The 25,767-nt window shown below is 70.6% G+C and carries 27 protein-coding genes; 14 read left to right on the top strand and 13 right to left on the bottom strand.

The genetic code is table 11. From position 1 onward, the window contains the following. Positions 1 to 52: 52 nt before the first annotated feature. From ABD987_RS05860 to ABD987_RS05840, 5 genes are read right to left on the bottom strand one after another with little or no spacing between them, the layout of a single operon-like run. The gene (locus ABD987_RS05860) at positions 53 to 1,300 is read right to left on the bottom strand and encodes an NAD(P)/FAD-dependent oxidoreductase (RefSeq protein WP_345387741.1); all 1,248 of its coding nucleotides are present in this window, start codon (positions 1,298 to 1,300) and stop codon (positions 53 to 55) included. Further along, positions 1,293 to 1,526 carry a ferredoxin gene (locus ABD987_RS05855; protein ID WP_345387739.1) on the bottom strand — a complete coding sequence of 78 codons (234 nt, stop codon included), beginning with the start codon at positions 1,524 to 1,526 and terminating at the stop codon, positions 1,293 to 1,295. The genes ABD987_RS05860 and ABD987_RS05855 overlap by 8 nt, the downstream gene beginning before the upstream one ends. Before the next feature lies 1 nt (position 1,527). After that, positions 1,528 to 2,145, bottom strand: coding sequence for a ferric reductase-like transmembrane domain-containing protein (locus ABD987_RS05850; RefSeq protein ID WP_345387737.1), 618 nt, complete (start codon positions 2,143 to 2,145; stop codon positions 1,528 to 1,530). After that, on the bottom strand, positions 2,138 to 2,866 hold the full coding sequence (locus ABD987_RS05845; protein ID WP_345387735.1) for a DUF4142 domain-containing protein: 729 nt from the start codon (positions 2,864 to 2,866) through the stop codon (positions 2,138 to 2,140). The genes ABD987_RS05850 and ABD987_RS05845 overlap by 8 nt, the downstream gene beginning before the upstream one ends. Continuing rightward, positions 2,850 to 3,416, bottom strand: coding sequence for a hypothetical protein (locus ABD987_RS05840; protein ID WP_345387733.1), 567 nt, complete (start codon positions 3,414 to 3,416; stop codon positions 2,850 to 2,852). Before ABD987_RS05840 ends, ABD987_RS05845 begins: the two co-directional genes overlap by 17 nt. A gap of 240 nt (positions 3,417 to 3,656) precedes the next feature. Here ABD987_RS05840 and ABD987_RS05835 point away from each other — a divergent pair, with 240 nt between their 5' ends. The 7 genes from ABD987_RS05835 to ABD987_RS05805 all read left to right on the top strand — a co-directional run bounded on the left by ABD987_RS05835 (position 3,657) and on the right by ABD987_RS05805 (position 10,081). Next, a complete protein-coding gene (locus ABD987_RS05835) occupies positions 3,657 to 4,208 on the top strand; it encodes a sigma-70 family RNA polymerase sigma factor (protein ID WP_345387731.1) in 552 nt (183 codons plus the stop codon). A gap of 5 nt (positions 4,209 to 4,213) precedes the next feature. Continuing rightward, the gene (locus ABD987_RS05830; RefSeq protein WP_345387729.1) at positions 4,214 to 5,002 is read left to right on the top strand and encodes an anti-sigma factor family protein; all 789 of its coding nucleotides are present in this window, start codon (positions 4,214 to 4,216) and stop codon (positions 5,000 to 5,002) included. Positions 5,003 to 5,241: 239 nt separating this feature from the next. Further along, positions 5,242 to 6,432, top strand: a complete 1,191-nt coding sequence (locus ABD987_RS05825; protein WP_345387727.1) for a DUF1996 domain-containing protein — start codon at positions 5,242 to 5,244, stop codon at positions 6,430 to 6,432. A 230-nt stretch (positions 6,433 to 6,662) separates the two neighbouring features. Continuing rightward, the gene (locus ABD987_RS05820; RefSeq protein ID WP_345387725.1) at positions 6,663 to 7,859 is read left to right on the top strand and encodes a M20 metallopeptidase family protein; all 1,197 of its coding nucleotides are present in this window, start codon (positions 6,663 to 6,665) and stop codon (positions 7,857 to 7,859) included. Positions 7,860 to 7,864: 5 nt separating this feature from the next. Then, the gene (locus ABD987_RS05815) at positions 7,865 to 8,068 is read left to right on the top strand and encodes a hypothetical protein (RefSeq protein ID WP_345388267.1); all 204 of its coding nucleotides are present in this window, start codon (positions 7,865 to 7,867) and stop codon (positions 8,066 to 8,068) included. Then, complete coding sequence (locus ABD987_RS05810) at positions 8,065 to 9,492, top strand: sodium:solute symporter family protein (RefSeq protein ID WP_345387723.1); 1,428 nt, start codon at positions 8,065 to 8,067, stop codon at positions 9,490 to 9,492. The genes ABD987_RS05815 and ABD987_RS05810 overlap by 4 nt, the downstream gene beginning before the upstream one ends. A gap of 31 nt (positions 9,493 to 9,523) precedes the next feature. Next, on the top strand, positions 9,524 to 10,081 hold the full coding sequence (locus ABD987_RS05805; RefSeq protein ID WP_345387721.1) for a sugar O-acetyltransferase: 558 nt from the start codon (positions 9,524 to 9,526) through the stop codon (positions 10,079 to 10,081). Positions 10,082 to 10,461: 380 nt separating this feature from the next. Here the strand turns inward: ABD987_RS05805 and ABD987_RS05800 are convergent, their stop codons facing one another. The 5 genes from ABD987_RS05800 to ABD987_RS05780 are packed head-to-tail and all read right to left on the bottom strand — an operon-like array spanning position 10,462 to position 14,679. Further along, the gene (locus ABD987_RS05800; RefSeq protein ID WP_345387719.1) at positions 10,462 to 11,256 is read right to left on the bottom strand and encodes an alpha/beta fold hydrolase; all 795 of its coding nucleotides are present in this window, start codon (positions 11,254 to 11,256) and stop codon (positions 10,462 to 10,464) included. A gap of 30 nt (positions 11,257 to 11,286) precedes the next feature. Beyond that, a complete protein-coding gene (locus ABD987_RS05795) occupies positions 11,287 to 12,333 on the bottom strand; it encodes an NAD(P)H-dependent flavin oxidoreductase (protein WP_345387716.1) in 1,047 nt (348 codons plus the stop codon). Further along, on the bottom strand, positions 12,330 to 13,070 hold the full coding sequence (locus ABD987_RS05790; RefSeq protein ID WP_345387714.1) for a CoA-transferase subunit beta: 741 nt from the start codon (positions 13,068 to 13,070) through the stop codon (positions 12,330 to 12,332). Before ABD987_RS05790 ends, ABD987_RS05795 begins: the two co-directional genes overlap by 4 nt. Then, positions 13,067 to 13,930: a CoA transferase subunit A gene (locus ABD987_RS05785; RefSeq protein ID WP_345387712.1), complete on the bottom strand. Its 864-nt coding sequence runs from the start codon at positions 13,928 to 13,930 to the stop codon at positions 13,067 to 13,069. Before ABD987_RS05785 ends, ABD987_RS05790 begins: the two co-directional genes overlap by 4 nt. Continuing rightward, entirely contained in the window at positions 13,927 to 14,679 is a 753-nt protein-coding gene (locus tag ABD987_RS05780; RefSeq protein WP_345387710.1) for an enoyl-CoA hydratase family protein, read from the bottom strand. The genes ABD987_RS05785 and ABD987_RS05780 overlap by 4 nt, the downstream gene beginning before the upstream one ends. A gap of 101 nt (positions 14,680 to 14,780) precedes the next feature. On the opposite strand from ABD987_RS05780, the gene ABD987_RS05775 reads away from it, so the two are divergent. The 4 genes from ABD987_RS05775 (at position 14,781) to ABD987_RS05760 (ending at position 17,684) form a co-directional block, all read left to right on the top strand. Further along, on the top strand, positions 14,781 to 15,572 hold the full coding sequence (locus ABD987_RS05775) for an SDR family oxidoreductase (protein ID WP_345387708.1): 792 nt from the start codon (positions 14,781 to 14,783) through the stop codon (positions 15,570 to 15,572). A gap of 76 nt (positions 15,573 to 15,648) precedes the next feature. Beyond that, positions 15,649 to 16,554 (top strand): SDR family oxidoreductase, encoded by a 906-nt coding sequence (locus tag ABD987_RS05770; protein ID WP_345387706.1) that lies wholly within the window; start codon positions 15,649 to 15,651, stop codon positions 16,552 to 16,554. Positions 16,555 to 16,796: 242 nt separating this feature from the next. Then, positions 16,797 to 17,063, top strand: a complete 267-nt coding sequence (locus tag ABD987_RS05765; protein ID WP_345387704.1) for a Rid family hydrolase — start codon at positions 16,797 to 16,799, stop codon at positions 17,061 to 17,063. Positions 17,064 to 17,081: 18 nt separating this feature from the next. After that, positions 17,082 to 17,684, top strand: a complete 603-nt coding sequence (locus ABD987_RS05760; RefSeq protein ID WP_345387702.1) for a VOC family protein — start codon at positions 17,082 to 17,084, stop codon at positions 17,682 to 17,684. A 4-nt stretch (positions 17,685 to 17,688) separates the two neighbouring features. On the opposite strand, the gene ABD987_RS05755 is transcribed toward ABD987_RS05760, so the two are convergent. Both ABD987_RS05755 and ABD987_RS05750 read right to left on the bottom strand, forming a co-directional pair. Beyond that, the gene (locus ABD987_RS05755; protein ID WP_345387700.1) at positions 17,689 to 18,150 is read right to left on the bottom strand and encodes a hypothetical protein; all 462 of its coding nucleotides are present in this window, start codon (positions 18,148 to 18,150) and stop codon (positions 17,689 to 17,691) included. Between the two features lie 29 nt (positions 18,151 to 18,179). Further along, complete coding sequence (locus tag ABD987_RS05750) at positions 18,180 to 18,671, bottom strand: hypothetical protein (protein ID WP_345387698.1); 492 nt, start codon at positions 18,669 to 18,671, stop codon at positions 18,180 to 18,182. 113 nt (positions 18,672 to 18,784) lie between these two features. Between ABD987_RS05750 and ABD987_RS05745 the strand changes: the two genes are divergently transcribed. Together ABD987_RS05745 and ABD987_RS05740 are read left to right on the top strand one after the other, a co-directional pair. Next, the gene (locus tag ABD987_RS05745; RefSeq protein ID WP_345387696.1) at positions 18,785 to 19,267 is read left to right on the top strand and encodes a pyridoxamine 5'-phosphate oxidase family protein; all 483 of its coding nucleotides are present in this window, start codon (positions 18,785 to 18,787) and stop codon (positions 19,265 to 19,267) included. Positions 19,268 to 19,467: 200 nt separating this feature from the next. Then, complete coding sequence (locus ABD987_RS05740) at positions 19,468 to 22,752, top strand: NACHT domain-containing protein (RefSeq protein ID WP_345387694.1); 3,285 nt, start codon at positions 19,468 to 19,470, stop codon at positions 22,750 to 22,752. A gap of 79 nt (positions 22,753 to 22,831) precedes the next feature. On the opposite strand, the gene ABD987_RS05735 is transcribed toward ABD987_RS05740, so the two are convergent. Then, complete coding sequence (locus ABD987_RS05735; RefSeq protein WP_345387692.1) at positions 22,832 to 23,995, bottom strand: steroid 3-ketoacyl-CoA thiolase; 1,164 nt, start codon at positions 23,993 to 23,995, stop codon at positions 22,832 to 22,834. A 247-nt stretch (positions 23,996 to 24,242) separates the two neighbouring features. Here ABD987_RS05735 and ABD987_RS05730 point away from each other — a divergent pair, with 247 nt between their 5' ends. Beyond that, positions 24,243 to 25,469: a cytochrome P450 gene (locus tag ABD987_RS05730; protein ID WP_345387690.1), complete on the top strand. Its 1,227-nt coding sequence runs from the start codon at positions 24,243 to 24,245 to the stop codon at positions 25,467 to 25,469. The last annotated feature ends 298 nt before the right edge of the window (positions 25,470 to 25,767 follow it).

Genomic DNA, 25,767 nt, shown 5'->3' with positions numbered 1-25,767 from the left:
GAGAACGAGTGGCCGGTGTGGGGACGCGGCCGCCGCGCGCGGCGCGTCCCGGTCACCCCGCCGCGGCGGTGGCCCAGGGGCCGGAGGGCACCGCGGGGCGGGGCTGGAGGGGAACGGCGCCGGTCGGGGCGTCGGCGGGGGCGGGCAGCCGGCGGGCCAGCTCGGCGGTCCAGCCGAGCATCGCCCGGGGCCGGTCCCACGCGCAGACGCCGACCAGCTCGCCGCCGCGGACGAACCCGGTCACCCCGTCGGCGAGACCGACGGTGTCCTCGCCGAGCGTGGGGAGCCCGGCCATCTGCAGCCGGACGTCGTAGAGGGTCGACCACGCCCGGGGCAGCGGGGTGAACGGCTTCGCCGAGGAACGGCCCGCCATGAGGTTCTCCGCCGCGGCGCGGGCCGATTCGACCGCGTTGATCCAGTGCTCGACCCGCCTCGGCCGCTCGTCGAAGCGGAGGTTCGGCCAGCGGGCGAGGTCCCCGGCGGCCACGACGTCGTCGGCGCCCTCGGCGAACAGCGTCGGCTCGCAGAGCACGCCGTCGGAGACGTCCAGGCCGGACCCGCGCAGCCAGTCCACCTGCGGCACGCTGCCGATCGCGAGGACGACCACGCTCGCCACCAGCAGCTGGTTGGTGGTCAGGTGCAGCCCGACCGTGTCCTTGGTGCTGATCCAGTGCCGCACCTCCGAGCGCATCGCCAGTTTCGCGCGGTGCTCGTCGTGCAGCGCGACGACGGAGTTCGCGACCCGCTCGCCGAAGCGGTGCAGCGGCGCCCGCGCGTGGCCGACCAGGGTGACGTCGCGGCCGAGGTGGCGCAGGCTCGCGGCGAGCTCGTTGCCGATCAGGCCACCGCCGATGACCACGGCGGGCCGGGTGCTCGCGGCGAGACAGCGCCGCACCGCGAGCGCGTCGTCCACGGTCCGCAGCACCCGCACCCGCGGGTCGTGGCGCGGGGAACCGGGCAGGTGCCGGGGATGCACCCCGGTCGCGAGGACGAGCCCGTCGTACCAGAGCGACTCCCCGCCCGGCAGGTACACGACCCGCTCCAGGGTGTCGAGGTGGGTCGCGCGGGTGCCGAGCCGCCAGTGCGCGTCGAGGTCGCGGTAGGCCTTCAATGTGACGTCGGCGGGCCGGGCGGCTCCCATGACCAGCTGTTTCGACACCGCGGGCCGGTGGTACGGGCGGCGCGGTTCGTCCCCGACGAGCACGAGTTCGCCGTCGAAACCGATCTCCCGCAGGCGTTCCGCGGCGCGGAGGCCGCCGACACCCGCGCCGACGATGACGATCCGGTCGCCGTCAGCCATGGACGTCCCCTCTCAGGACGACAGCCTGCAGGGGACAGGCGCGGGCGGCCGCGACGGCCTGCTCCTTTTCCTCCGGCCCGAGCGGGTGTTTCCGGAACCGCAGCCTGCCGTCGGCGCCGAGCGCGAACAGCCCGGGGGCCTCCATCACGCAGATTCCGTACAGCTCGCAGCGGTCGTTGTCGACGCCGACCCGGGTACCGCTCGCCGGGGTTATCCGCACACCCATGTCAGGCCACCTGTTCTTCGACGAGCCCGAGCCGTTCCAGGGTCCTGGCCGGCAGGAACCGCAGCGCCGCCACGGTCAGCGCGGGTACCAGCAGGGTGATCCCGCCCAGCCACAGCACCGGAAGGTGACCGTTGGCGATCGCGCCGAACCAGGCGTGGAGCGCGGCGAGCCCGACCGCGGGATAGGCGCAGCGGTGCAGCCACAGCCAGCGCCGGTAGGACGTCCAGCGTTGCAGCCCGGCGGTGATCGCGATCGCCAGCATGACCTCGAAGCCGAGGATGCCCGCGGTGTGCCGGGCCTCCTGCGTGGGCAGGAACGGGACGAACAGGTAGCCGAGTCCGTACGGGGCGACGGTCAGGTAGAAGAAGCCGAGCGCGTGCACCCCGGCGAACACCAGTGTCATGGTCGCCAGCACCAGATGGCCGGTGCGGAGCGCCTTGCGGCCGGTCACCGAGCGCACCCAGCCGGTGGCGGTCAGCACGCCCCAGGTCAGGGTGAGGCACATGGCCGCGTAGGACAGGCGCGCGCACAGGGCGGCGACGCCGCGGGCGGCGGGATCGGTGTTCGGCTGGAGCTGCTGGGCCAGTACGGCCGCGACGTCGTGCCAGGTGTCAACCACGGCCGGCCCCCGTCCCGGTGGACGCCGCGGCGGCGCGGCCGCGGCCCGCCCGCAGCAGCCGCAGGCCACCGACCATGCCGCCGCCCAGCAGCAGCGCCAGCACCGCCGCGGTCAGGACGTCCATAGTGGACAGTGCGAGGCCGCCGGGTGCCGGTGCCGTCGCGGCCACGTTCGCCGGGGGCAGCGCGCTGTAGTCGATCAGCCCGGTGCTCTCCAGCAGCGTGATGTGCCGGAGCACGGCCTGGTTGGCGGTGGTCGCGTAGGCGCGGACGCGGTCGTCCCTGGTGCCCGCGCGCACCTGGGCGATGGTGGCGAGGATCTGGCCGTGCGCGGCGCGCAGGCGGTTGGCGAAGACGCGGTCGAAGTCGGCGGGGGTGCGCGCGGCCCGTTCCTCGCCGAGCCAGCCCCGCTGTTCGGCGGTCGGCTCGGCGGGCAGTGCGACGCCGAGTTCGCCCGCCAGCGCGCGGGTCGCGACGTCGAGCCGGCCGTGGTCGATCAGCAGCGCCCGCCCGACGTCTTTCACCCGGGGATTCTCCGAACGCGTCTGGGCCCACGTCCCCGACGGCATCTCCCAGAGCCCGGCCTGGCGGACCTTGACCACCAGTGTCGCGTCGGACTCCTCGACCGCGGCGGCGGTCCCGGCCGGGCCCAGCGCCACGAGCACCGGCAGGAGCAGGCCCAGCGCGCGGGAACGGGCGCGACGGTCAGAGGCGGAACGCATCGGCCCGCCAGGTGTCCTGGGTCGTTTCGATCCGGCGCCCGTCCGGGGTGATCGGGTACCAGGCGCGGTCGGTGCCCTGGCCCGCGGTCTCGCCGGGCATTTCGTCGCGGGCGCAGCGGTAGAGCGGCCAGCCGGCGAGGGTGACCTGGTCGCTCCCGTCGGCGCGGGTGACCTTGCCGACCAGCGCCCGGTCGATGCCGGTCAGCGGGATCTCGCCGTCGGCCCGCACCGGCGTCCAGACCCGGGCGCAGGCGTCGGAACAGGTCGAACGCGGCGGGGCGGCGGAGTCCCGGTCGTAGCGGTACACCGCGTATCCGCTGCCGTCCACGACCATGGGGCCGAGGTCGAACGGGCGGGCGGCCCGCAGCGCCGCCCTGGCCGGGTCGGCGTCGTCGGTCGGCGCCATCGTCATGCCGTCACCCTGTGTCATGGCGCCGGGGTCCATCGGGTAGGCGGACGGGCTCGTGGCGCCCGCCTGGCAGCCGGTGAGCGCCGCGAGCGCGGTGAGGCCCACCGCGGGCGGCGTGAGGCGGCGAAGGATACGGTTCACGGCTTTCTCCTCGGGCGGGGGCGCGCGCCGTCGCGGCGGCGCAACGGGAAAAGGGCGCGAAAGATCCACAGTGGACGGTCCGTCCCCGTGGATACCGTGCGTTGCGGGGGACAACGCTCTGTCGGGGTCTTCGGTAGTGGATACGGTCACAGCCGCGAAACGGTTCAAAAAACTTTGCGCCGGATGGCCCAGGATTTTGGTACTGGACGAACAACCGGGTGGGGCACAAGGATGTCCGGCGTGGGACGGCACAGTCGGACGCTGCGCCCGGTCGCTGGTCATGATTCCGGCTCCAATACTCATGACGACCTGGCCAAGGCGTTGTACGAGGAGTTCGGCGGGTCCTTGATGGCGTTCACGCTCAGGCTCACCGGTCATGACCGGCAGTGGGCCGAGGACGTGGTGCAGGAGACCCTGATCAAGGCGTGGCGGAACGCGGACCGGCTCGACCGCCAGCCGGAGATGCTGCGTGCCTGGCTGTTCACCGTGGCCCGGCGCATCGTCATCGACGGCTGGCGCAGCCGCAGCGCCCGGCCCCAGGAGCTGGAAGAGATCTCCTCGGACGCGATCTGTGTGCCGGACGAATCGGATCGGACGCTCGCCGCGATGATCGTTTACGAGGCCCTGCAAGGACTTTCACCCGAGCAGCGGGAGGCGGTGCAGCAGACCTACCTGCGGGACCGGACGGTGAACGAGGTCGCCGCCACCCTCGGCGTGCCGCCGGGCACGGTCAAGTCGCGCATCCACCACGCCGTCCGGGCCCTGCGCCGGGCCCTGCGCGAGCGGGGGTGAACCGCGTGGCCGGGACCGCCCACACCGACGTCGCCGCGTACGTGCTCGGCGTGCTGGGCGAGGCCGACAGCGCGCGGTTCGAGGACCATCTCCTGGACTGTCCGCACTGTCAGCTCGATCTGCTGGAGCTGCACCGGCTGCCGGACGTCCTGGAACTGGTGAAGAGGAGCTGGCCGGATCCGCCGGTCCCGGCGGAGGGGGCGCGGGGGCTGGCGCCCGGCCCCCGCGTGCTGCGGGCCCTGCTGGCGGAGTCGGCGGCCGCGCGGAAGCGGCGCCGCAGGCTCGGGTTCCTCGGCGCGGTGGCCGCCGCGGTGGCGGTGCTCGCCGCGCCGTTCGTGACCATGGCCGTGCGTCCGGCGGGCGCGGCGGGTCCACCGGCGGCGTCGGTCGCGCGCCCGGTGAGCCCGCCCGTCGCGTCGTCCTTTCCGCCGTCCCCGGCGGAAAAACCGTCGCCCGTGCCTTCGGCGCAGGCGGGTGGCGCGACCTCCTTCGGCAGGGGGGATCAGGGCTCGGCGGTGCGGGCCCAGGTCACGGTCGCACCGCGCGCGTGGGGCGCCGAGGTGGAGCTGGAACTGAGCGGTGTCGCCGGGCCGATGACGTGCGAACTCAGGGCGATCACGCGCGACGGGCCGAGGCGGATCGCCGACTGGCGGGTGCCGGTCGGCGGTTACGGCGTCGCGGGTTCGCCCGAACCGCTGCGGGTCGGCGGGGTCACCTCGCTTTCGCTCTCGGACATCACGCGTTTCGAAGTGTGGACCGAGGACGGCGCGCTGCTCGTCGCCATCGTGCGCTGAGCTTACTATAACGGGACGATCACGGGCAGATCTCGGATGAACCGTTCGGGTCCGCCGTCCGTATTCCTGGGTGCGGGACCTCGTGGCGCCGGGAAGCGGTGCCGGGCCCGCCCGGTGGCCGGACCGCACCACGGCGGCTCCCGGCTCCGCGTATCACGCTCCCGTATTTCTTTCGGTAGTTCACGGCCGGGTACCGGTTTTCCGGCACACCCGGGAAAACGAACGAGGTGAACAAGTCTATGGCCCGGAACCATCCCCGGCACCGGATCGGCCGCCGGACGAAACTGGCGACCGGCGCGCTCGGCCTCGCCCTCGCCGTCGGCGCGCTCGCCGTCTACGCCACGTCGGGCACTCCCCAGCAGGCCGGCGCGGACGAGGCCGACAAGTCCTTCTTCGTCGACATCACCAAGGTCCGGCCGGGCGACGGCGGGCCGAAGCCACGTGACGGCGCCGCCACCGGGACCTTCACCGTCGACTGTGGACGGAACGAGGAGGGCCACTTCAACCCCGACAACTTCATCGCCCAGCCGGGGATCCGCAACGGCGCGCAGCACCTGCACGACTACGTCGGGAACCTGTCCACGAACGCCGATTCGACCGACGAGAGCCTGCTCGCCGCGGGCACGACGTGCAAGAACGGCGACCAGTCGACGTACTTCTGGCCGGTGGTGCGGATCGACACCGGCGACGAGAACGACGGCGGTGACAACGGCAAAGGCGGCCAGGGCAAGGACAACCGGGGCAAGGATGACCAGGGCGGCGACGACCAGGGCGGGGGCCGGAGCAAGGACAAGGACGACCGGAACAACGGCAAACGCGGCAAGGACGAAGGGGACAACGGCAGGAACGGACAGCAGGAGTTGCCGGGCGTCAACGAAAAGAACGAGGTCGCGGGCAACGACGGCCGGATTCTGCGGCCGGAGGTCGCCCGGCTCACCTTCCGCGGCAGCCCGGCGGGCAAGGTGACGGCCATGCCGAAGTTCCTGCGCGTCCTCTACGGCGACGCGAAGCCGTCGGTCAACGGCAAGGCCAACACGAAGGCCAGTTGGACCTGTACCGGGTTCGAGAACCGGATCACCGAGAAGTATCCGATCTGCCCCGGCGGCAGCAAGGTGGAGCGCGTGCACGACTTCCCGAGCTGCTGGGACGGCAGGCACACCGACAGCGCCGACCACCGCTCGCACATCGTGTTCCCGGAGCGGGACGGCGGCTGTCGTCGCGGGTTCACCGCGGTGCCGCAGCTGCGGGTCACCCTCGTCTACGACATCCCCCGCGGGGTCCAGGCGGCCGGACAGTACAAAGTGGACTCGTTCCCGGAGGAGAAGCACAATCCGCTGTCCGATCACGACGACTTCGCCAACGTGATGAGCCGCGACCTGATGAACCGGGTGGTCGGCTGCGTCAACGGCGGCCGCGACTGCGCCGAGTGAACGGGCGCTGACCGGTCTCCCCGTCTCCGGCCCGGCGGGTGCTTCCCTCCACCTCACCCCCACCATCCGCCGGGCCGGACCGCCGCGGTTCCCGTGCCCGCACGGGGACCGAGGCGAGGCCGCGCGCGGCCATTCGGCCGATCGGGTTGATCCACTCGGGGTTCCCTGGTCGACATCGCGCCGTTCCCGGATCAGGATGGGCCGACGATCTTCGGCCCGAGGAGTCCTGGATGAACCTGCGTTCCGATGCCGGACAGTTGCGCGGCGAGCTGGTCGAGCTGCGGCGTGCCCTGCACCGCGTCCCCGAGATCGGCCTGCACCTGCCGCGGACCCAGGAGCTGGTGCTCGCCGCGCTGGACGGGCTGGGCATGGAGGTCACCGTGGGCCGGGCGCTCAGCTCGGTGACCGCGGTGCTGCGGGGCGGGAGACCGGGTGGGACGGTGCTGCTGCGCGGGGACATGGACGCGCTGCCGGTCACCGAGCGCAGCGGGGTCGAGTTCAGCTCGCGGCACGAGGGCGCCATGCACGCGTGCGGGCACGACCTGCACACCGCCGGGCTGGTCGGGGCGGCGCGGCTGCTCGCCGACCGGCGCGCGGACCTGCCCGGCGACGTGGTGTTCATGTTCCAGCCGGGGGAGGAGGGACACGACGGCGCGGGCAGGATGATCGAGGAGGGCGTGCTGACCGCGGCCGGGCGCCCGGCCGACGCCGCCTACGGGCTGCACGTGAGCGCGGCGAAGTTCCCGCGAGGGGTGTTCACCGGCAGGCCCGGTCCGCTGATGGCGGCGTCGGGCGGCCTGTTCGTCCGGGTGCTCGGCGCGGGCGGGCACGGCTCGGCGCCGCACGTCGCGCGGGACCCGGTTCCCGCGGCGTGCGAGATGGTCACCGCGCTGCAGACCATGGTCACCCGTGGTTTCGACGTGTTCGACCCGGTCGTGGTCACCGTGGGGGTGTTCCAGGCCGGGACGCGGCGCAACGTGATCCCCGACGACGCCACGTTCGAAGCGACCGTGCGGTCGTTCTCACCGGAGACGCGGGAGGCGGTCGGCGCTCGGGCGGTGCGGATCTGCGAGGGCATCGCGGCCGCGCACGGACTCGACGTCGAGGTGCGGTACGAGGTGGAGTACCCGCTCACCGTCAACGACGCCGGTGAGCACGAGTTCCTCGCCGGCACGGTGCGGGAGGTGTTCGGCGAGGAACGGTTCGCGGCGCTTCCCGACCCGCTGACCGGTTCGGAGGACTTCTCCCGCGTGCTGGAAGCGGTTCCCGGCGCGTACGTCTTCCTCGGCGCGTCGACGGCCGACGACCCCGCGCGGGCACCGGACAACCATTCGCCGCTGGCGACGTTCGACGACGGCGTGCTGCCCGACGGCGCGGCGCTGCTCGCCGAGCTGGCCGTGCGCAAGCTCGCCACGCTGGCCGGGTGAGCGCGATGCGCCGCTATCACCTCATCCCGGCGCTGCCGGTGCTCGCGCTGGTGCTGATGCCGTTCCTGCCGTTCGTGAACACGACCGGGCTGTGGCTCGGGCTGCCGAAAATGCTGGTGTGGGGTGGGTTCTGGTGTCTCATGCTCACCCCGGCGCTGCTGCTGACCGAGCGGCTCATGGCCCGTGACGGTGAGGAGTCCGACCGATGATCCTCGCGTTCACCTTCGCCGGGATCGTCCTGATCGGGGTACTCGGCTTCGTCGGGCGCCGCCGTCCCGCGGCCGATCTGTCCGAATGGACGGTCGGGGGTCGGCGCTTCGGCGCGCTCACCATGTGGTTCCTGCAGGCGGGGGAGGTGTTCACGACCTTCACCTTCCTCGGCATGGCCGGGCTCGCGTTCAGCGGCGGCGTCGCGGCGATGTACGCGCTGCCGTACGTGCCGATCGCCTACGTCGTACTGTTCTTCCTAGCGAAACGCCTGTGGACGCTGGGGCGAGAGCGTGGCTACCTGACGCAGGGTGACTTCCTGGAGGACCGGTACGGCAGCCGCGCGCTGGGCACGCTGTCGGCGGTGATCGGGGTCGTCTGTGTGCTGCCGTACCTGCAGTTGCAGATCACCGGGCTCGGCCTGATCGTGCGGCTGGTGACCGGCGACGCCGCGTCGGGGACGCTGAGCATGGTCCTCGGCTGTGTGCTGGTGGTGGCGTTCGTGCTGTGGGCCGGGCTGCGCGGCGTCGCGGCGACGTCGTACTTCAAGGACGCGATCATGCTGGTGGTGCTCGTGGTGCTGCTGATCGCGGTGCCGGTGTACTTCCACGGCGGGATCTCCGCGATGTTCCACCGGATCGAGCAGCTGCACCCGGAGAAGCTGTTCGTGCATTCGGGGCCGAACGATCACCTCTGGTTCGTGACCAGCATGGTGGTCAGCGCGATCGGGGTCGGGCTGATGACGCTGCCGCACACCTGGCCGGCGCTGATGTCCGCACGGGATCCGAAGGTGCTGCGGCGCAACTACACCTGGATGCCGGTGTACGAGATCTGCCTGATGCTGCCGATGTTCGTCGGGTTCGCCGCGATCCTGGTGCTGCCGAAGACGACCGACTCCAACGGCGTGCTGCTGACGTTGTCGAAGCAGGCGCTGCCGGGCTGGGTGACCGGGCTGGTGGTGGTCGCCGCGACGGCGACCGCGATGGTTCCGGCGGCGGGGATCCTGATCGGGATCTCCTCGCTGGTGGCGCGCAACATCGTCCGGGTGCGGCGGGAGCGGCTGCAGTTCTGGATCAACCACGGCACCGTGGTGGTGGCCAGCGCGCTGGCGCTGCTGCTGGGCATCTTCCGGCCCGATCTGCTGGCGAACCTGTTGCTGCTGACCTATTCCGGGACCGTGCAGCTGGCGCCGGCGAACGCGCTGGGCCTGCTGCGCCGGGTGCCGGTGGGCAAGGTGCCGGTACTGGCGGGGATCGTCGCGGGCGAGGTCGCCGTGGTCTGGCTGACCTTTGTGGACACTCACCTGGCTGGCACGGTCAACGTCGGGCTGATCGGCCTGGCGGTGAACGTGGTTGTGCTGGCCGTGGTCGCGCTGGGGACGCGCGCGTTCGCCGGGCGTCCCGCCTCGGCTCCGGCTCGGGTGTGAGCCGCGGGTCTTTCTGGCTAGGGTGGCGATCATGGGAGAGCAGAAGGAACGCATGCTGCGGGGCGAGCTGTACCGGGACAACGACCCGGAGCTGGTCGCGGACCGCCGTCGCGCGCAGGGGCTCGTCGACGAGTTCAACGGGACCGGGGCGGAGGAGACCGGGCGGCGGGACGAGATCCTGCGGCGGCTGCTGGGGAAGCTCGGCGAGGGGTCGTGGATCATGCCGCGGTTCCAGTGCGACTACGGGTACCTGATCGAGATGGGCACGAACAGTTTCCTCAACTACGACGCGATCCTGCTGGACTGCGCGCCCATCCGGATCGGGAACGACGTGTCGATCGGGCCGCGGTGCCAGCTGCTGACCGCGCTGCATCCCATGGAGGACCACGAAAAGCGGCGTCAGCGCTGGGAGTCCGCGGCGCCGATCACGATCGGCGACAACGTCTGGTTCGGCGGCGGGGTCATCGTGTGCGCCGGGGTGACCGTCGGGGACGACACCGTGGTCGGGGCGGGCAGTGTCGTCACCCGTGACCTGCCGTCCCGGGTGTTCGCCGCCGGGAACCCCGCGCGCGTCATCCGGCAGCTCTGACCACGGCTCCGTGCGCCCCAATGTGGCGTTCCGCGTGTGGCTCTCTCGCATCAGTGACCACGGTGAACAACTCTCGCCACACAGGTCACACCTCACAAGACACACCTCGTGCCCTGAAGGGGTCCTTGAGGGCGCTCAACGCCCTCAAGGACCCCTTCAGGGCACTCAAGTCCACAAAGGACAACCCGCCACGCCTTCGTCGGTGCCCACCGCTAGGATGTTCGGCAAGGGGACCTCGGGGTGTCCTGAATCTTCCGTTCATTCCTTCGGTGGTCCGTGAATGCCACATTGAGGGACTCAGAGTCCCTCAATGTGGCATTCACGGACCGACGGGAGCCCGGCGCCGGAGAGTCCTTTGTGGACTAATCGGGCGAACGCTTTCAGGCGCCGGCGAGCAGGTCGCGCAGCGCGGCGGCGAACTTGGCCGGGTTTCGCTGTGGCGCCAGATGCGCGCCCGGCACCTCGGTGAACGGCAGGCCCAGCTCCAGCGCCAGGAGCCGCGCGGGCTGGTAGTGATACCAGCCCCGGCTGCCCTCGCCCGCCACCGGGAGGATCTCGGTGGACACCCGGCGCAGCGCCGCCAGGTCCGGCAGGTAGTCGTAGAACGCGGTGAACTCGCGGTCGAACAGCCGCAGCCAGGCGGCCTCGTTCGGCAGCCGCAGACGCGGCAGATCGGGCAGGGCGGCCCCGGCGATCGCGTCGGCGAAACGGGTCACCGCCCCCAGGACGTCGCCCGAGCGTGCCAGCCGGACCTGTTCGGCGGCGTCCGCCAGCCAGCCCGACGCGTCCGGCATCAGCCGTACCGCCGGCGGCTCGTGCGCGACGAACGCCGACACCCGGTCCGGGTACCGGGCGACGAGGTCGAGCCCGATCGACGCGCCCGCGCTGCTCCCGAACACCGCGACCGGACCGGCGCCGACCAGCTCGAGCACGGCCAGCGCGTCGTCGGCCTGCCGGGCCACGCCGACCGGGCCGGTGGTCTCGTCGGTGCTGCCGCCGTACCCGCGCCGGTCGTAGGTGACGACGGTGTAGTGCGGGTAGAGCTGCTTCGCGAGCGCGCGGTAGGAGTCGGCGCCGCCGATGCCGCCGGCGATCAGCAGCAGCACCGGCCCGTCACCACCGCGCAGCACACGCAGCTCACCACCGGAGACCGGGCACCGGCTTTCCGAGATCATGTCCGCAGTCAAGCACAACACGGTCTCCGGTCAACCGGAGGATAGCCGCTTCACGGCGGCCTCCGCGTCGGCCACGATCGTCGCGATCAGCTCCCCGACGCCGGGCAGGTCCTCCAGCAGGCCGACGACCTGCCCGGACGCCAGCACGCCCGCGCCGGTGTCGCCCTCGACGAGCCCGGCCCGCAGCAGCATCGGTGTGTTGGCCGCCATGAAGACCTGCGCCCAGCTCCGGTCGCCGCCGCGTTTCATCCGCAGCCCCTCCCGAGCCAGCGACGCCCAGGACAGCCCGCTCAGCTTCCGGAACCGGACGGCGTTGCGGACGGCCTGCGTGAACCCCGCGACCGGGCCGGAGTGTTCCAGCGCGTCCACCAGCTCGGTGCGGAGCACGCGATGCGGCATGCCGTCGACCTTGCGGGTGACGATGGTGCCGTTCAGATCGCGGGCGAGGTAGGCCCGCTTGACCTCGTCCGGCACGGTGCTCTCCCTGGTCAGCAGGAACCGCGTGCCCATCGCGATGCCCGCGGCGCCGTAGGCCAGCGCGGCGGCCAGCCCCCGCCCGTCGAAGAAGCCGCCCGCGGCCACCACCGGGATGTCGACCGCGTCCAGCACGGACGGCAGCAGCAGGGTCGTCGCGACCGCCCCGGTGTGCCCGCCGCCCTCGCCGCCCTGCACGATCACCGCGTCGGCGCCCCAGCCCGCGACCTTCTCCGCGTGCCGCGCCGCGCCGACCGAGGGCACGACGACCACGCCGTTGTCCTTCAGCTTCGCGATCATGTCCCGCTTCGGCGCCAGCGCGAACGACGCGACCCGGACCCCCTCGGCGATGAGCAGCTCGACCCGGCGGGCGGCGTCGTCGGCGTCGGCGCGCAGGTTCACCCCGAACGGCCGCCCGGTGCGGCTCTTGACCTCCCTGATCGCGGCGGCCAGTTCGTCGTAACCCATCGTGGCCGAGGCGAGAATCCCGAGGCCGCCCGCCTCCGCGGTGGCCGAGACGAGGCGGGGCCCGGCCACCCAGCCCATCCCGGTCTGCACGACGGGATGTTCGACGCCCACCAGCTCCGTCAGCGCGGTCTTCATGCCCGGACTTCCTTGTCCCGCAACGACTTCGGGTCGAGTACCGTCCTGATCAGCCGCAGTTCGTCGTCGGTCGGCAGCCGGGTTTCGGTCGTCGCGCCGGTCTCCAACGGGAACGACGTCGCCGCCAGTATCTCGTCCACCGTGACGCCGGGGTGGACCGACAGCAGCCGGGCCGCGTGGTCCGCGCCGCCGAAGTCGAGCACGCCCAGGTTCGTCACCACCCGGTGGACGTCGTGATAACGCAGCCCGGCCTCCCGCGCCCGCGCGTACCCGACGCCGGAGACGATGTCGACCTCCTCGACGAACACCCGCGTGCCGTGTTTCGGCACCCAGTAGCTCGTCCGGTGGTTGGCGGTGTTGCCGGGACCGCCGCGGACGCCGAGCAACTGTTTCCGCGGCCGTGCGTGGTCGCCGATCGCGGAGATGTTCTGGTTGCCGTGCCGGTCGATCTGGTTGGCGCCCATGACGACGTGCCGCTTCCCGTGCGGTACCACGGTGTCGAGGACCTTCCGGAACGGTTGCCAGCCTTCGACCAGCGGCGGTTCGGCGCCGGGCGTGCTCGCCAGCAGCGACGCCTCGCCGTCGCTGAGCAGCAGGTCGGGTTCGAAGGTCAGCCGAGCCAGCCGCGCGCCCAGCGCGGGGACGAACCCCATGGGGCTGACGAGGATTTCCCCGTCACCGCGGAACAGCTCGGCACACGCCGTCACGGCGATCTCGGCGCGGGTCACGTCACTCACGCCGCCTCCTCGGTGAACCGGTCCACAGCCGCTTGATAGGCCTTCTCGTCCCCGGAAAGGAACCGGTCGGCGAACTCCGGCCAGGCGTCCGGGTCCTTGGCGGATTCGGCGTAGTGGCGCTGGAAACGTTCGTCCCGCCCGTAGTCCGGGGCGGCGGTGGTGAAATGCGCGCCACGCGGGGTTTCGACCACCCCGTGCACACTCGCGCGGCTCAGCAGCAGGCTCTGTACCGGCGCCGAGGCCGTCAGCTCGGCGGTGTCCACGATCCGTTCCGCCGACACGAAACACCGGTCCGCGGCCAGCGCGAACAGCTCGTCGAAGTACGGATCGGGACCGAGGTACTGCGCGTTGCCCCGCGCGTCGGCGCGGTTGAGGTGCACGAGCGCCGCGTCCAGCCGCAGCGCGGGCACCGCCAGCAGCTCCTCGCCGTCGGGGTACGGGGAGCGCACGGTACGCAGCTCCGGGTTGAAGCGGAGGACGTCGGAGCCGAGCCCGGCCCGCGTCGGCAGGAACGGAAGCCGTTGCGCCGCCGCGGAAAGCCCGGTGCCGAGTACCCCTTCGTCGTACTCGGTGACCGCGATGTCCCCGGCCTCGCGGACGCGGTTGAACCACGGGTCGAACGGGATCGAGTCCAGCGTGACGAACCCGAACACCAGCCGCCGGATCTTCCCCGCGGACGCGAGCAGTCCCACGTCGGGACCGCCGTAGGAGACCACGGTGAGATCCTTCAGCGGTGAGCGCAGGATCGCCCGCACCAGCGCCATCGGCTTGCGCCGCGAGCCCCAGCCGCCGATGCCGACCGTCATCCCGTCGCGTAGCTCGCCGACCACCTCGTCGACGGTCATCCGCTTGTCGCTCAAGGCTTCTCCTTGTCATCCAAAAAGGACTGCCGGGCCCCGTCGGAGACCCCGGCCAGGTTGAGCTGGAAGGTGAACCCCTGCTCGAAGCGGTAGCTGCGGTGCACCGGCTGGACGTCGATGCCGTTGATCGCCTGCTTCGCCGCGCGGATCACCCGGGTGTCCTTCGCCGCGATCCGCCGCGCCAGCTCCAGCGCCGTCGCGTCCAGTTCTTCGCGTGAGACCACGGAATACACCGAGCCGTGGTGGTGCAGCTGCTGCGCGGTGATGGTCGAGGCGGTGTAGTACAGCGCGCGCATCAGGTGCTGCGGGACCAGCCGGGCCAGGTGCGTCGCCGCGCCGAGCGCGCCGCGGTCGACCTCGGGCAGGCCGAACTCCGCGTCCTCGCTGGCCACCACGACGTCCGCGTTGCCGACGAGCCCGACACCCCCGCCGAGGCAGAAGCCGTGCACCGCCGCGATCACCGGTACCGCGCAGTCGTAGACGGCCGAAAACGCCGCCGCGCAGCCCTCGTTGGCGCCGATCAGCGCGCCGTAGCCGGGGTCGCGCTGGATCTCCTTGATGTCCACGCCCGCGTTGAAGCCGCGGCCTTCCGCGCGCAGCACCACCACGTGCGTGCGCTCGTCCCGGCCCGCGGCCTCCACCGCGGCGGCGAGTGCGAACCAGCCCCGCACGGTGAGCGCGTTGACCGGGGGAGCGTCCACGGTCACCACCGCGACCCCGGGCTCCGGGGAATGCGTCGAAACGGTCATCGGGTCCCCTCCGGGTTACCAAACCTAGCACTTGCTTGGTACGTTAGCAGGGTACCCGGCGCGGGGTACAGGTTCTTCCCCGACACGGGCGGAGGTCTCGCGTGGCACTGCAACTTCGGCTGGACGGCGCGGTGGTCCTGGTGACCGGCGGCGTGCGCGGGGTCGGGGCGGGGATCACCCGCGCCTTCCTGCGGGCGGGCGCGGGCGTGGTCACCTGCGCCCGCACACCCCCGGCGCGGCCGGTGGAGGCCGGCGGGGCGGTGGCGGAGTTCCTGCCCTGCGACGTCCGGGATCCCGCCGCCGTCGGCGAACTGGTCGACGCGGTGGTCGCCGCACACGGCACCCTCGACGTCGTGGTCAACAACGCCGGGGGAGCGCCGTTCGCGGAGGCGGCGACGGCGTCCGCGCGCTTCCACGAAAAGGTGATCGCGCTCAACCTGCTCGCGCCGCTGACGGTGGCGCGCGCGGCGAACGCCGTGATGCAGCGGCAGGAGACGGGCGGGGTGATCGTGAACGTGAGCAGCGTCAGCGGTACCCGGCCCTCGCCGGGAACGGCGTCGTACGGCGCGGCGAAGGCGGGGCTGGACAACCTGACCGCGAGCCTCGCGGTCGAATGGGCGCCGAAGGTGCGGGTGAACGCGCTGGACGTCGGCATGGTGCGGACGGAGCTGGCGAACCTGCACTACGGCGACGAGGCCGGGGTCGCGGCCGTGGGCGGGACGGTCCCGCTGGGGCGGCTGGCGGAGCCGGAGGAGATCGGCGCCTGCGCGGCGTTCCTGGCCTCCCCCTTGGCTTCCTACGTCAGTGGCGCGTGCCTGGCGGTGCACGGCGGCGGGGAGAAACCGGCGTTCCTGGCCGCGGCGAATTCGGATCCGAGCGGAGGTAGGGCATGAGCGACGCTTGCGAGCGAACCATGGATGTCATGCGCCAAAAGGAATTCAACACTGTCTCGTGGAGCGAGGTGGTCGCGTGAGCGGGCTGCTCGCGGGACGGGTCGTGGTCGTCACCGGCGCGGGGCGCGGGATCGGCAGGGCACACGCGCTGGCGTTCGCCGCCGAGGGCGCCAAGGTGGTGGTCAACGACCTCGGCGCGGCGCTGGACGGACGCGGCGGCGCGGCGGGCCCCGCCCAGTCGGTGGTCGACGAGATCACCGCCGCGGGCGGGGAGGCGATGGCGAACACCGACGACATCGCCGACTGGGCGGGCGCGGCCCGGCTGGTCGGCAACGCGGTCGAGGAGTTCGGCGGGCTGGACGTACTGGTGAACAACGCCGGGTTCCTGCGCGACCGGATGCTGGTCAACCTCGCCGAAGAGGAGTGGGACGCCGTCGTGCGGGTGCACCTGAAAGGGCACTTCGCGACGCTGCGGCACGCGGCGGAATACTGGCGCGCGGAGGCGAAGGCGGGCCGGGCGCGGGCCGCGCGGGTGATCAACACCAGCTCCGGGGCGGGCCTGCTGGGCAGCGTCGGCCAGGGCAACTACGCCGCCGCGAAGGCGGGCATCCTCGGCCTGACCACGGTGGCCGCGGCCGAACTGGGCCGTTACGGGGTCACCGTCAACGCGATCGCGCCCGCCGCGCGGACCAGGATGACCGAGCAGGCCTTCGCCGACGACATGGCCGCGCCCGGCGCGGGTTTCGACGCGATGGCACCGGACAACGTGTCGCCGCTGGTCGTGTGGCTCGGCAGCACGGAGTCCGCGGGCGTGACCGGCCGGGTGTTCGAAGTGGACGGTGGCAGGGTCGGGCTCGCGCAGGGCTGGCGGCACGGCCCGGTGCGGGACAAGGGCGCCCGGTGGGCGCCGGCCGAGCTGGGGCCGGTGGTCGCCGAACTGCTGGCCGAAGGCGTCGAACCGGAGCCCGTGTATGGCGCCTGACCTATTCGCTGGACGGGCGGGCGCGGCCTGAAATACCGTGCGCGGCATGGTGGAACGACGGGCGATTCTCAGCGGTTCGACCTTCGAGGAGAAGATCGGGTACGCACGCGCGGTGGTCGAGGGCGGCCGGATCCACGTGTCCGGTACCGCATCGCGCGGGACACCCGCACCCGGTCGGCGCGCCGGGCGAGCTGCGCGATTGTAAGCCCGTCGCGCCTCCGGCCGGCTACGACTACTCGACGATGACCATCTCGGACGACGTCGTCGACCAGGCGTCGCAGTGCCTGCGGAACATCGGGGCGGCGCTCGCCGAAGCGGGCGCCACGTTCGCCGATGTCGTGCGGGTGCGGTACCTGCTGCCCGACCGCGCGGACTTCGAGCCGTGCTGGCCGGTCCTGCGGGAGTGCTTCGGTGCGGTGCGCCCGGCCGCGACCATGCTCGAATGCGGGCTGGCCGATCCGGCCATGAAGATCGAGATCGAGGTCGACGCGCGCGTTCCGGCGGCCTGAGCCGTTACTGTGCACGGGATGGACTTCCTCGACCACGTCCTTCTCGGAGTGCGCGACCTCGAAGCCGCGGCGGACCGGATTCGTCGCGAGTGGGGCCTGGGCACCGTGCCCGGCGGCTCGCCGGCGCCCGGTGTCGTCAACGCCGTCGTTCCCCTGGAACCGCCGGTGTATCTGGAACTCGTCACCGCCGTCGACGCCCGCGCGAGCGAGGCCGCGACGCGGCTGGCGGACGCCACCGCGCACGGCGACCGTCTCTTCACCTGGGCGATCGAACCGCGCGCTCTCGACGCCCGCGCCGCCACACTGGGAATCGAGCCGTCGAGCGGCGGCGGGGACACCGGGCGGTGGCGCCTGCTCGGTGAGGTCGGCCGGGACCGGCCGTTCTTCATCGAATACGACGTCGCTCGCGCGGGTCGCGTCGCGGGATGGCGGCGCGCGTACGCGGAGGCGGAGCACGACCGCGCGCCGGGACGGGTGACGTGGCTGGAAGTCGGTGGCGACGAGTCCCGGCTGCGGCCGTGGACGGGCGATATCGACGTGCCGGTGCGCTGGGTCGGTGGCGAACCGCGCCTCGCGGGGGTCGGGATCGCGACCTCCTCCGGGGAGATCGTGGTGCGCTGAGGTTTCAGTCCCGCCACCACGGGATGTGGTCGCGGAGGGCGTACTCGGCGTAGTGCTCGGCCGCGGGCCGCCGCCGGTGGGGCCACCAGTCGTCGGTACTCGTCGAGCGGGTGTCGAAGGTGCGGCGCAGGTAGTGCTCGTCGAGCCGTCTCACCAGCGGCCGCAGCTCACGCCGAGCCCGTGGCGGCACGGCGTGCAGCGCCTCGGACAGCAGCGACCGTTCACCGAGGTGGTCTCGCCAGGGCGACAGGACTCCGCCGTGATAGTCACGTGCCGGCCGCCGCACCCACTGCGCCCAGGTCGCCAGCGCCTCGGCGAGGGCGCCCGGTGAGGCACGGCGGCGCTCGAAATCCGCGATCTGCCGTTGCGCGGCCAGGGAAATCCCCGGGATCACTCGTTGTTTGCCGGGGCGGTGGTGCTTCAGCGGAAGATCGGCGCGTACGCGCGACGCGGACTTACGCGGCATCGCTCCCGGAACGGATCGTCATGTCGTCATCATGGCATGGTGCGTGCCGGTGCGTCATGGCCGGTGAGCTCTTCCCGGGCCTCGACGATGAATTCCCGCAGCAACCGGTCAAAACGATCGAGGTCGAACCTGGTTTCGAGCCGGGCCGCCGCGGACACGTACGAGAAGACCGGGTTGGCCTTGTCCCGCACCGGCTCGGCGCCGATCAGGCGTACCGCCGTGTACGCCTCCCAGACCGTTGTCCGTGCCGCCCGTGCTTCCTTGAGCGCCTCGGCGGATTCTTCGCCTTCGGGCAGCTTCCGCAGTGCGTGCAGTGCGTGCCGGGCTTCCCCCGCTGCACGGTAGAAGGACAGGTAGTACTCCTTTCGGTCGTTGTGGAGGCGGTACCGGTCTTCCCTGGCGAGGTCCGCCGCCTTGACCTTCCTGGCTTCCCTGGCCTGCCAACGGAACCCGAGCCAGGCGCCGGTGGCCGTCAGTGCGCCGCCGAGACCCGTGAGCAGCGCGGATTCCCAGAGCGCCACGGCGGTCCTCCCGTCTGCCGGTCCTGGTGGGCGAGCGGTCCGGGCAATCCTATGCGGTGGGCCCCTCGGCTTTCGCGCCCAAAACTGTCGGTGGTGGATGTGACACTGCGGGCATGACCAGTTGGCGAGGCTTCACCGAACAGGCTCCCGGACTCGCGGCGAAGATCCACCGGCGGTTCACCGCGGGGGAGACGCATGTGCTGGCCACCCTGCGCAAGGACGGCGCGCCCCGGGTGAGCGGCGGCGAACTCGACTTCCACGGCGCGGAGATCTACGTCGGGGCGCTGCCGGGCGCGGTGAAGGCGCGCGATCTCCGGCGGGACGGGCGGTTCGCGCTCCACGCGTATCCGGGCATCACCGACGGCGGGGACGCCAAGCTGGCCGGGATCGCGGTGGAGGTGACCGATCCGGCGGAGATCGCCGCGGTACAGGGGAACACCGATCCGTGCCACCTGTTCCGGCTCGAGGTCACCGACGCCGTGCTGACCTGGGTCGAGGGGAGCGCGATGGTCGTGGAGCACTGGAAGGAGGGAGGGGACCACGTCCGTTTCACCCGCTCGGGCACCGGCCCCGTCGAACGCACCGTGCTCGGGTAACACCGTGTCCGCTCGCCGCTCGGCGAGCATGGTGAGGACCTCGTCGTGAACCGTGTGCCTGGCCGCTGTCACGGAGGCCGAATCGGTGTTCGGCCATTCGGCTGATCGCCCGCCCTGCTGCCCGACAGCGTCGTGTCGGATCGGCGTGCCCGGCGTGAGCCCTGACACAATCGGCGTCCGATCGGGGGAGGAGGCCGGACGTGACACGGTTGACCTATCGGGACGCGGTCAAGATCCTTGGCGCCGGAAACAGCCCAGTCGTTCAGGCGCTGGACAGGATATTCGGCGGGCTTCTGCTCGGTGCGCTGCCCTTGATGCCCGACCTGCGATCGTTCTTCGGTATCAAGGGCGAGCTGTCCCGGTTGATCAACGAACTGGTGACAAGCGGGATAGACAAACGTCGAAAACTGACCCAGTTCAACCGCATCCAGCGGCTTCACGCGGCGCGCGGGGTACTGATGGTGACCGCGTATTTCGACGCGCTGGAGCGTGAAGAGTTGCCTTTTCGACTCGATGCTCTGCGAATCTCACGCAAGGACGCGATGGGGCTGTCCGGCTCGCGACCGGATGTGGACTCGCTGGCCGCCATCACGAAGGCGGTGTTGCAGACCGAGCTGCCGGTGCTGGGCTTGCACACGGACACGGTCCGCGCACAGGCCGAGCTCACCCGCTTCTATCGGGGACTCGGTACGCGCGTGGACGAGTTCTTCCAGCGGCTGAGCGTGTGGGACACCCTGAACGACACGCGGCGGTCACATGTGAGCGGTGCCCTGCAGCTCGCTGTGTCCGAGGCGATGCGGTTGTTCGATGCCTCGATACAGCAACTCGCCGAACAATGCCCGGAGTTCGCGATATGGCTGAACATTTCGGGTCACTCCGCTACCCATGACCGCCTGGAAGGTGTTCACCGCGCTGTTCAGGATCTGCTGAGCCGGGCCGAGCCGGTACAGCACATCGCGCCCGCGTTGCAGGCGGTTGTCCGGTTCAACCGGGAAACCCCTGGCCGGAAACTCGTCGCGATCGACGAGTTGCCCGACGGGCTGGACTCTCCGATGATCGACCGCGCGTATGTGAATCCACATTTCAGGATGTCGGAAGTGGACGCCAGTGTTCCCGTGAACAGCGAGGACTTCTGGAGTTCGCTACGTGTTCGTGAGGACTTCGAGAAGTTCTTGCTCGGTTATCTGTCGACACCCTGGGCGTGGTGCAAGCCGTTGGTGGTGCTGGGGCATCCGGGAGCCGGGAAGTCGCTGCTGACCGAGGTGTATTCGGCGTCGCTGCCTTCCCCGGACTTCGTGTCGGTCCGCGTGCCGCTTCGCGACGTCCCCGCGGAGGCGGAGGTTCACGAGCAGATCGAACAGGCGATTCGCCTGGCCACCCACGAGTCCGTATCCTGGGCGGAGTTCGCCAGGTCGGCCGGCGAGTCGTTGCTCGTGGTCTTTCTCGACGGGTTCGACGAACTACTTCAGGCCACCGGCGTCAGCAAGTCGGACTACTTGGTGAGAGTCTGCCGGTTTCAGAGGATCGAAGCCACGCAGGGGCGGCATGTAGCGATAGTCGTCACGAGCCGGGTCACGGTCGCTGACCGGATGCGCCTTCCGGGAAATGTCGCAGCGGTCCGGCTGGAGCCGTTCAGTGTCGATCAGATCGGCCAGTGGCTCGATGTGTGGAACGCGACGAATGGTGACTATCTGGCCGGAAAGGGGCGAAGCCGGCTCGGGGAAAGCTTCATCAAGACATACCAGGAACTCGCGTCCCAGCCGCTGCTTCTGTTGATGTTGGCGATCTACGACGCGGAAAGCGGCGCCCTGCACAACGTCAGCGGAAGGCTGAGCCGGACCGAACTCTACGAGCGTCTGCTTGATCGATTCGCCTACCGTCAGGTGCGCAAGAGGAGCAGGGACGGTCTTGCCGACAGTCCGGCCGTCGATCGCGAGATCATGATTCTCTCGATCGTCGCACTGGGCATGTTCAACCGAGGGGCGCAGTGGGTCACCGACGCGCAGCTCGCGGAGGATCTGACGGCGCTGCGCATCACACCGTCTTCGCAGGAGCACATCACGGCCGGTCATCGGCGGCTGGCCGGGGAGGCCAAGAACGCGTTGGGACGGTTCTTCTTCGTCCATCGCGCACGGACCTCGGTGGACGACGTCGAACTGGGGACCTATGAGTTCCTGCACGCGACTTTTGGCGAGTATCTCGTGGTCCGGCTGATCTGGCGGTGCCTCGACGAAATGATCCACAAAGCCGATCGGGAAAGTACGAGTCTTTTTCCGGGGAAACCCTGTGTTGACGACGCGGAGCTCAGGGCTTTTACCTCCTGGTCACTTCTTTCCGTGCGCACCACCACGATCGAGTTCCTGGCGGAACTCGTGGCGAGATGGCCGGCGAGCCGTCGGGCGCGGCTTCGCGGGATGTTGCTGGCCGTGTTCCGGGCGGTACATCAACCCGAGGTCAACACGGCCTATCGGGGCTACAGTCCGGCGGGGATGACGCCCACCGCGCGGCTGGCCACCTACAGTGCGAATCTGCTGGTTCTCATCATGGCGGTCGGATCGGAGCTGACTTCGAAGGAACTCTACGTCGATTCCGTGCGGCATCTCGACGAGTGGGTCAGCACGATGCTGCTGTTGCAGTCGCAGCTCAAGCCGGGTGAATGGGACAGTTTGACAAAGCTCTATCAAACGGTCCGGCGCGGCAGTTTCGACGAGCGGGTGGCCTACCTGCGACATCGGGGCAGGGGGAGCGATCTGGTGCGACCGTTCAGGCTTTCCTGGCCGTACTCTCCCCGGGACAGGAAGCTGGACAGAAACCAGTTCCCGGCCACTGTTTTCCGCACCGCGGAGATTGTGTGCGACCTGAACCTGGACATCGTCGTCAACGCGATCGGCGGGCCGGAAAGCCTGTTGGCGGAAGTCATCTCCGAGTACGTTCCGTACAACGGTGAGCTGAGATCTGTTGCCGGTGATCTCGTGGCGGCATCGCTCTTCAACGCCGACAACACCGCGACCAGGGATCGAATGGTCGTTTACGAGAGAATCGTGCGGTTCGCGCGCACGTCTCTTTCCTACAATATGGGCTGGAGTCAGCGTCTGGCCGCACAGGTGTGTCATCTGCTGGTCGTCGACGACGCCGTTCCGGCGCGGTTCGTCCTGGACCAGTTGAACATCATCCGCGAATTCTCCAGTCCGGTTCTGTGGGCGCACAACCTCAAGCTGCTCCTGGTGCTGCTTCCCCGGCTCTCGAACCACGAAACGTTCCTGGAAATGCTTGACGATGTGTTGCGCGGCAAAGACATCAGCTTTGAGCAGGCTGTGGAACTGTGGTGCACGCTCGTCGAAAAGGGAATATCCGCCGCTCGGTTGCCCGTGGAGATCCGTGCGCATCACGCGGCTCTGAGTCAGCCGGGAGGCGAGGAGAGGCTGGCGCATCGACCCGACCTGCTGAGAAGACTCGTCGTTCTGGGCAGGGCGGAGCGAGGCTGAGCGGTGTCGTCCCTGCTGCCGCGGCCGCTGGACCGTGCGCGTTCCGGCCGCCGGGGTTCGCCCGGAACGCGCACGAGTTCTAGAGGCGCTCGATGACGCTGGCGGTCGCGAGCGCGCCACCGGCGCACATGGTGATCAGCGCGGTCGAGGCGTCCCGGCGCTCCAGTTCGTGCAGTGCCGTGGTGAGCAGCCGTGATCCGGTGCTGCCCACCGGGTGCCCGAGCGCGATGGCCCCGCCGTTGACGTTCACGCGCGACTCGTCCGGTTCGTGCACGCGCTGCCAGGACAGCACCACCGAGGCGAAGGCCTCGTTGATCTCGAACAGGTCGGGGTCGCCGATGGTCATCCCGGCCTTGGCGAGCACGCGTTCGGTGGCGCGTACCGGACCGTCGAGGTGGTAGTACGGTTCGGCGCCGACGAGCGCCTGGGCGACGATCCTGGCGCGCGGCCGGAGCCCGAGCGCCCGCGCGCGGTCGGCGTCCATGAGCAGCAGGGCGGCGGCACCGTCGGAGATCTGCGACGAGGTGCCCGCGGTGTGGATCCCGTCCTCCAGCACGGGCTTGAGCTTCGCGAGCCCTTCGACGGTCGTTTCGCGCAGGCCCTGGTCGCGGCCGACCAGGCGCGTTTCCCCGGTCGGGGCGCCGTCCTCGCCGAGGACGGGTGCCTTGACCGGCATGATCTCGCGGTCGAAGTGGCCCGCGGCCCACGCGGCGGCGGCCTTGCGCTGGGATTCGGTGCCGAAGCGGTCGACGTCCTCGCGCGTGATACCGCGACGTCCGGCGATGCGCTCGGCCGCGCCGTACTGGTTGGGCATGTCGATCGACCACGAGGACGGCCGCGGGGTGCCCGCCTCGGTGCCGCGGTTGGCGCCGAGCGGGACCCGGCTCATCGCCTCGACCCCGCAGGCGATGCCCGCGTCGATCGCCCCGGCCGCGATAAGGCCCGCGACGAGGTGCGCGGCCTGCTGCGCGGAGCCGCACTGCGCGTCCACGGTGGTCGCGCCGGTGGTCTCCGGCAGCCCGGCGTGCAGCCACGCGGTGCGCGTGACGTTGTTCGACTGCTCGCCGGCCTGGGTCACGGCGCCGCCGACGAGCTGTTCGACCAGCTCGGGTTCGATCCCGGCCCGGTCGAGCACGGCACGCTGCGCGGTCCCGAGCAGTTCGGCCGCGTGCAGCCCGGCCAGCCAGCCGCGGCGCTTGCCGATCGGGGTCCGCACGGCCTCGACGATCACTGGCGTGCCCATGCGTGTCCCTTTCGTCCGTCAACAGCGTTCACTCGGCCAAAATTAGAACATGTTCCTGTTTTTGGCAAGGGTGGCCAGCATCGGCGCCATCTGGATCTTGATCGAGTGAGCGCTCGCTCACCTGCGGGTCTGTCGCCCACATCGATTAAGTTAACGGGTTTCACTTCACGCTCTTCCGTTGGTTAACGCCGTATGCTGTAATCCCCTCTAGAACGTGTTTCATCGGCGAACCGCGTAGGAGGCACCTGTGGCAGCTCCGCTGATCCCCGCCGGTTTCGACTTCACCGACCCGGACCTGTACGCGCACCGGCTGCCGCTGGCCGAGTTCGCGGAACTTCGGCGTACCGCACCGGTGTGGTGGAATCCGCAGCCCCGCAACACCGCCGGTTTCGGCGACGACGGCTACTGGGTGGTCACGCGGCACGCGGACGTCAAGGAGGTTTCGCGGGACAGCCAGCTCTACTCGTCGAGCGAGAAGACCGCGATCATCCGGTTCGACGAGAACACGACCGACGACATGCTCAACGCCAACCGTCTGGTCCTGTTGAACATGGACGCGCCACAGCACACGAAGCTCCGGCGCATCGTCTCGAAGGGTTTCACGCCGCGCTCGATCTCCCGGCTCGAAGACACGCTGCGCGACCGTGCGGAGCGGATCGTGGCCGAGGCGAAGAAGAAGGGCTCGGGCGACTTCGTCACCGACGTCGCGTGCGAACTCCCGCTGCAGGCCATCGCCGAGCTCATCGGCATCCCGCAGGAGGACCGGCTCAAGATCTTCGACTGGTCCAACCAGATGATCGCCTACGACGACCCGGAATACGACGTCGAGCCGATCGCCGCCTCCGCCGAAATCCTCGGCTACGCCTGGAACATGGCCGAGGAACGCCGAAAATGCCCGATGGACGACATCGTCACCAAACTGATCCAGGCCGACGTCGACGGCGAGGCGCTCGCCTCCGACGAGTTCGGGTTCTTCGTCATCCTGCTCGCCGTCGCCGGAAACGAGACCACGCGCAACGCCATCACCCACGGGATGAAGGCGCTGCTGGATCACCCCGAACAGTGGGAGACCTACCGCGCGCAGCGGCCGAAGACCGCGCCCGACGAGATCGTCCGCTGGGCCACCCCCGTCGTCGCCTTCCAGCGCACCGCCACCCGGGACACCGTGCTCGGCGGTCAGGAGATCCACGCGGGCGACCGGGTCGGGATGTTCTACAGCTCGGCCAACTTCGACCCCGAGGTCTTCGACGCCCCCGAACGGTTCGACATCCTGCGCGAGGACAACCCGCACGTCGGGTTCGGCGGCACCGGCTCGCACTACTGCATCGGCGCCAACCTCGCCCGCCTCGAAATCGACCTGATCTTCAACGCCATCGCCGACGTCATGCCGGACATCACCGAGGCGGCCCCGCCGCAGCGGCTCCGCTCCAGCTGGCTCAACGGGATCAAGCACTACCCGGTGAACTACGCCTGATTCCCCCGACGGGCTCGTGGCCGGGCCCGGTGGCGAAAGTACGGAGAAACCCGGGTGCCGCGCCGACGCGGCACCCGGGTTTCCGCGATTGGCCGCTCCGGCCAGGTGCTCAGTTCCCTCGCGGGGGCGGTGTGGTCCCGCCACCTCCATGAGGCGGCGGTGTGGTCCCGCCACCGTGAGGTGGCGGCGTGGTCCCGCCACCCCCATGGGGCGGAGGTGTCGTCCCGCCACCGGACAGGCCGCCGACCGCGCAGCAGTAAGTGTCCGCTGCCGCGGAAGCCGGGGTGAGGACGGCGAC

Origin of the sequence: Amycolatopsis samaneae, from assembly GCF_039541975.1 — a bacterium.
Taxonomy (GTDB): domain Bacteria; phylum Actinomycetota; class Actinomycetes; order Mycobacteriales; family Pseudonocardiaceae; genus Amycolatopsis; species Amycolatopsis samaneae.
This window is presented reverse-complemented; position numbering and strand designations above follow the sequence as displayed.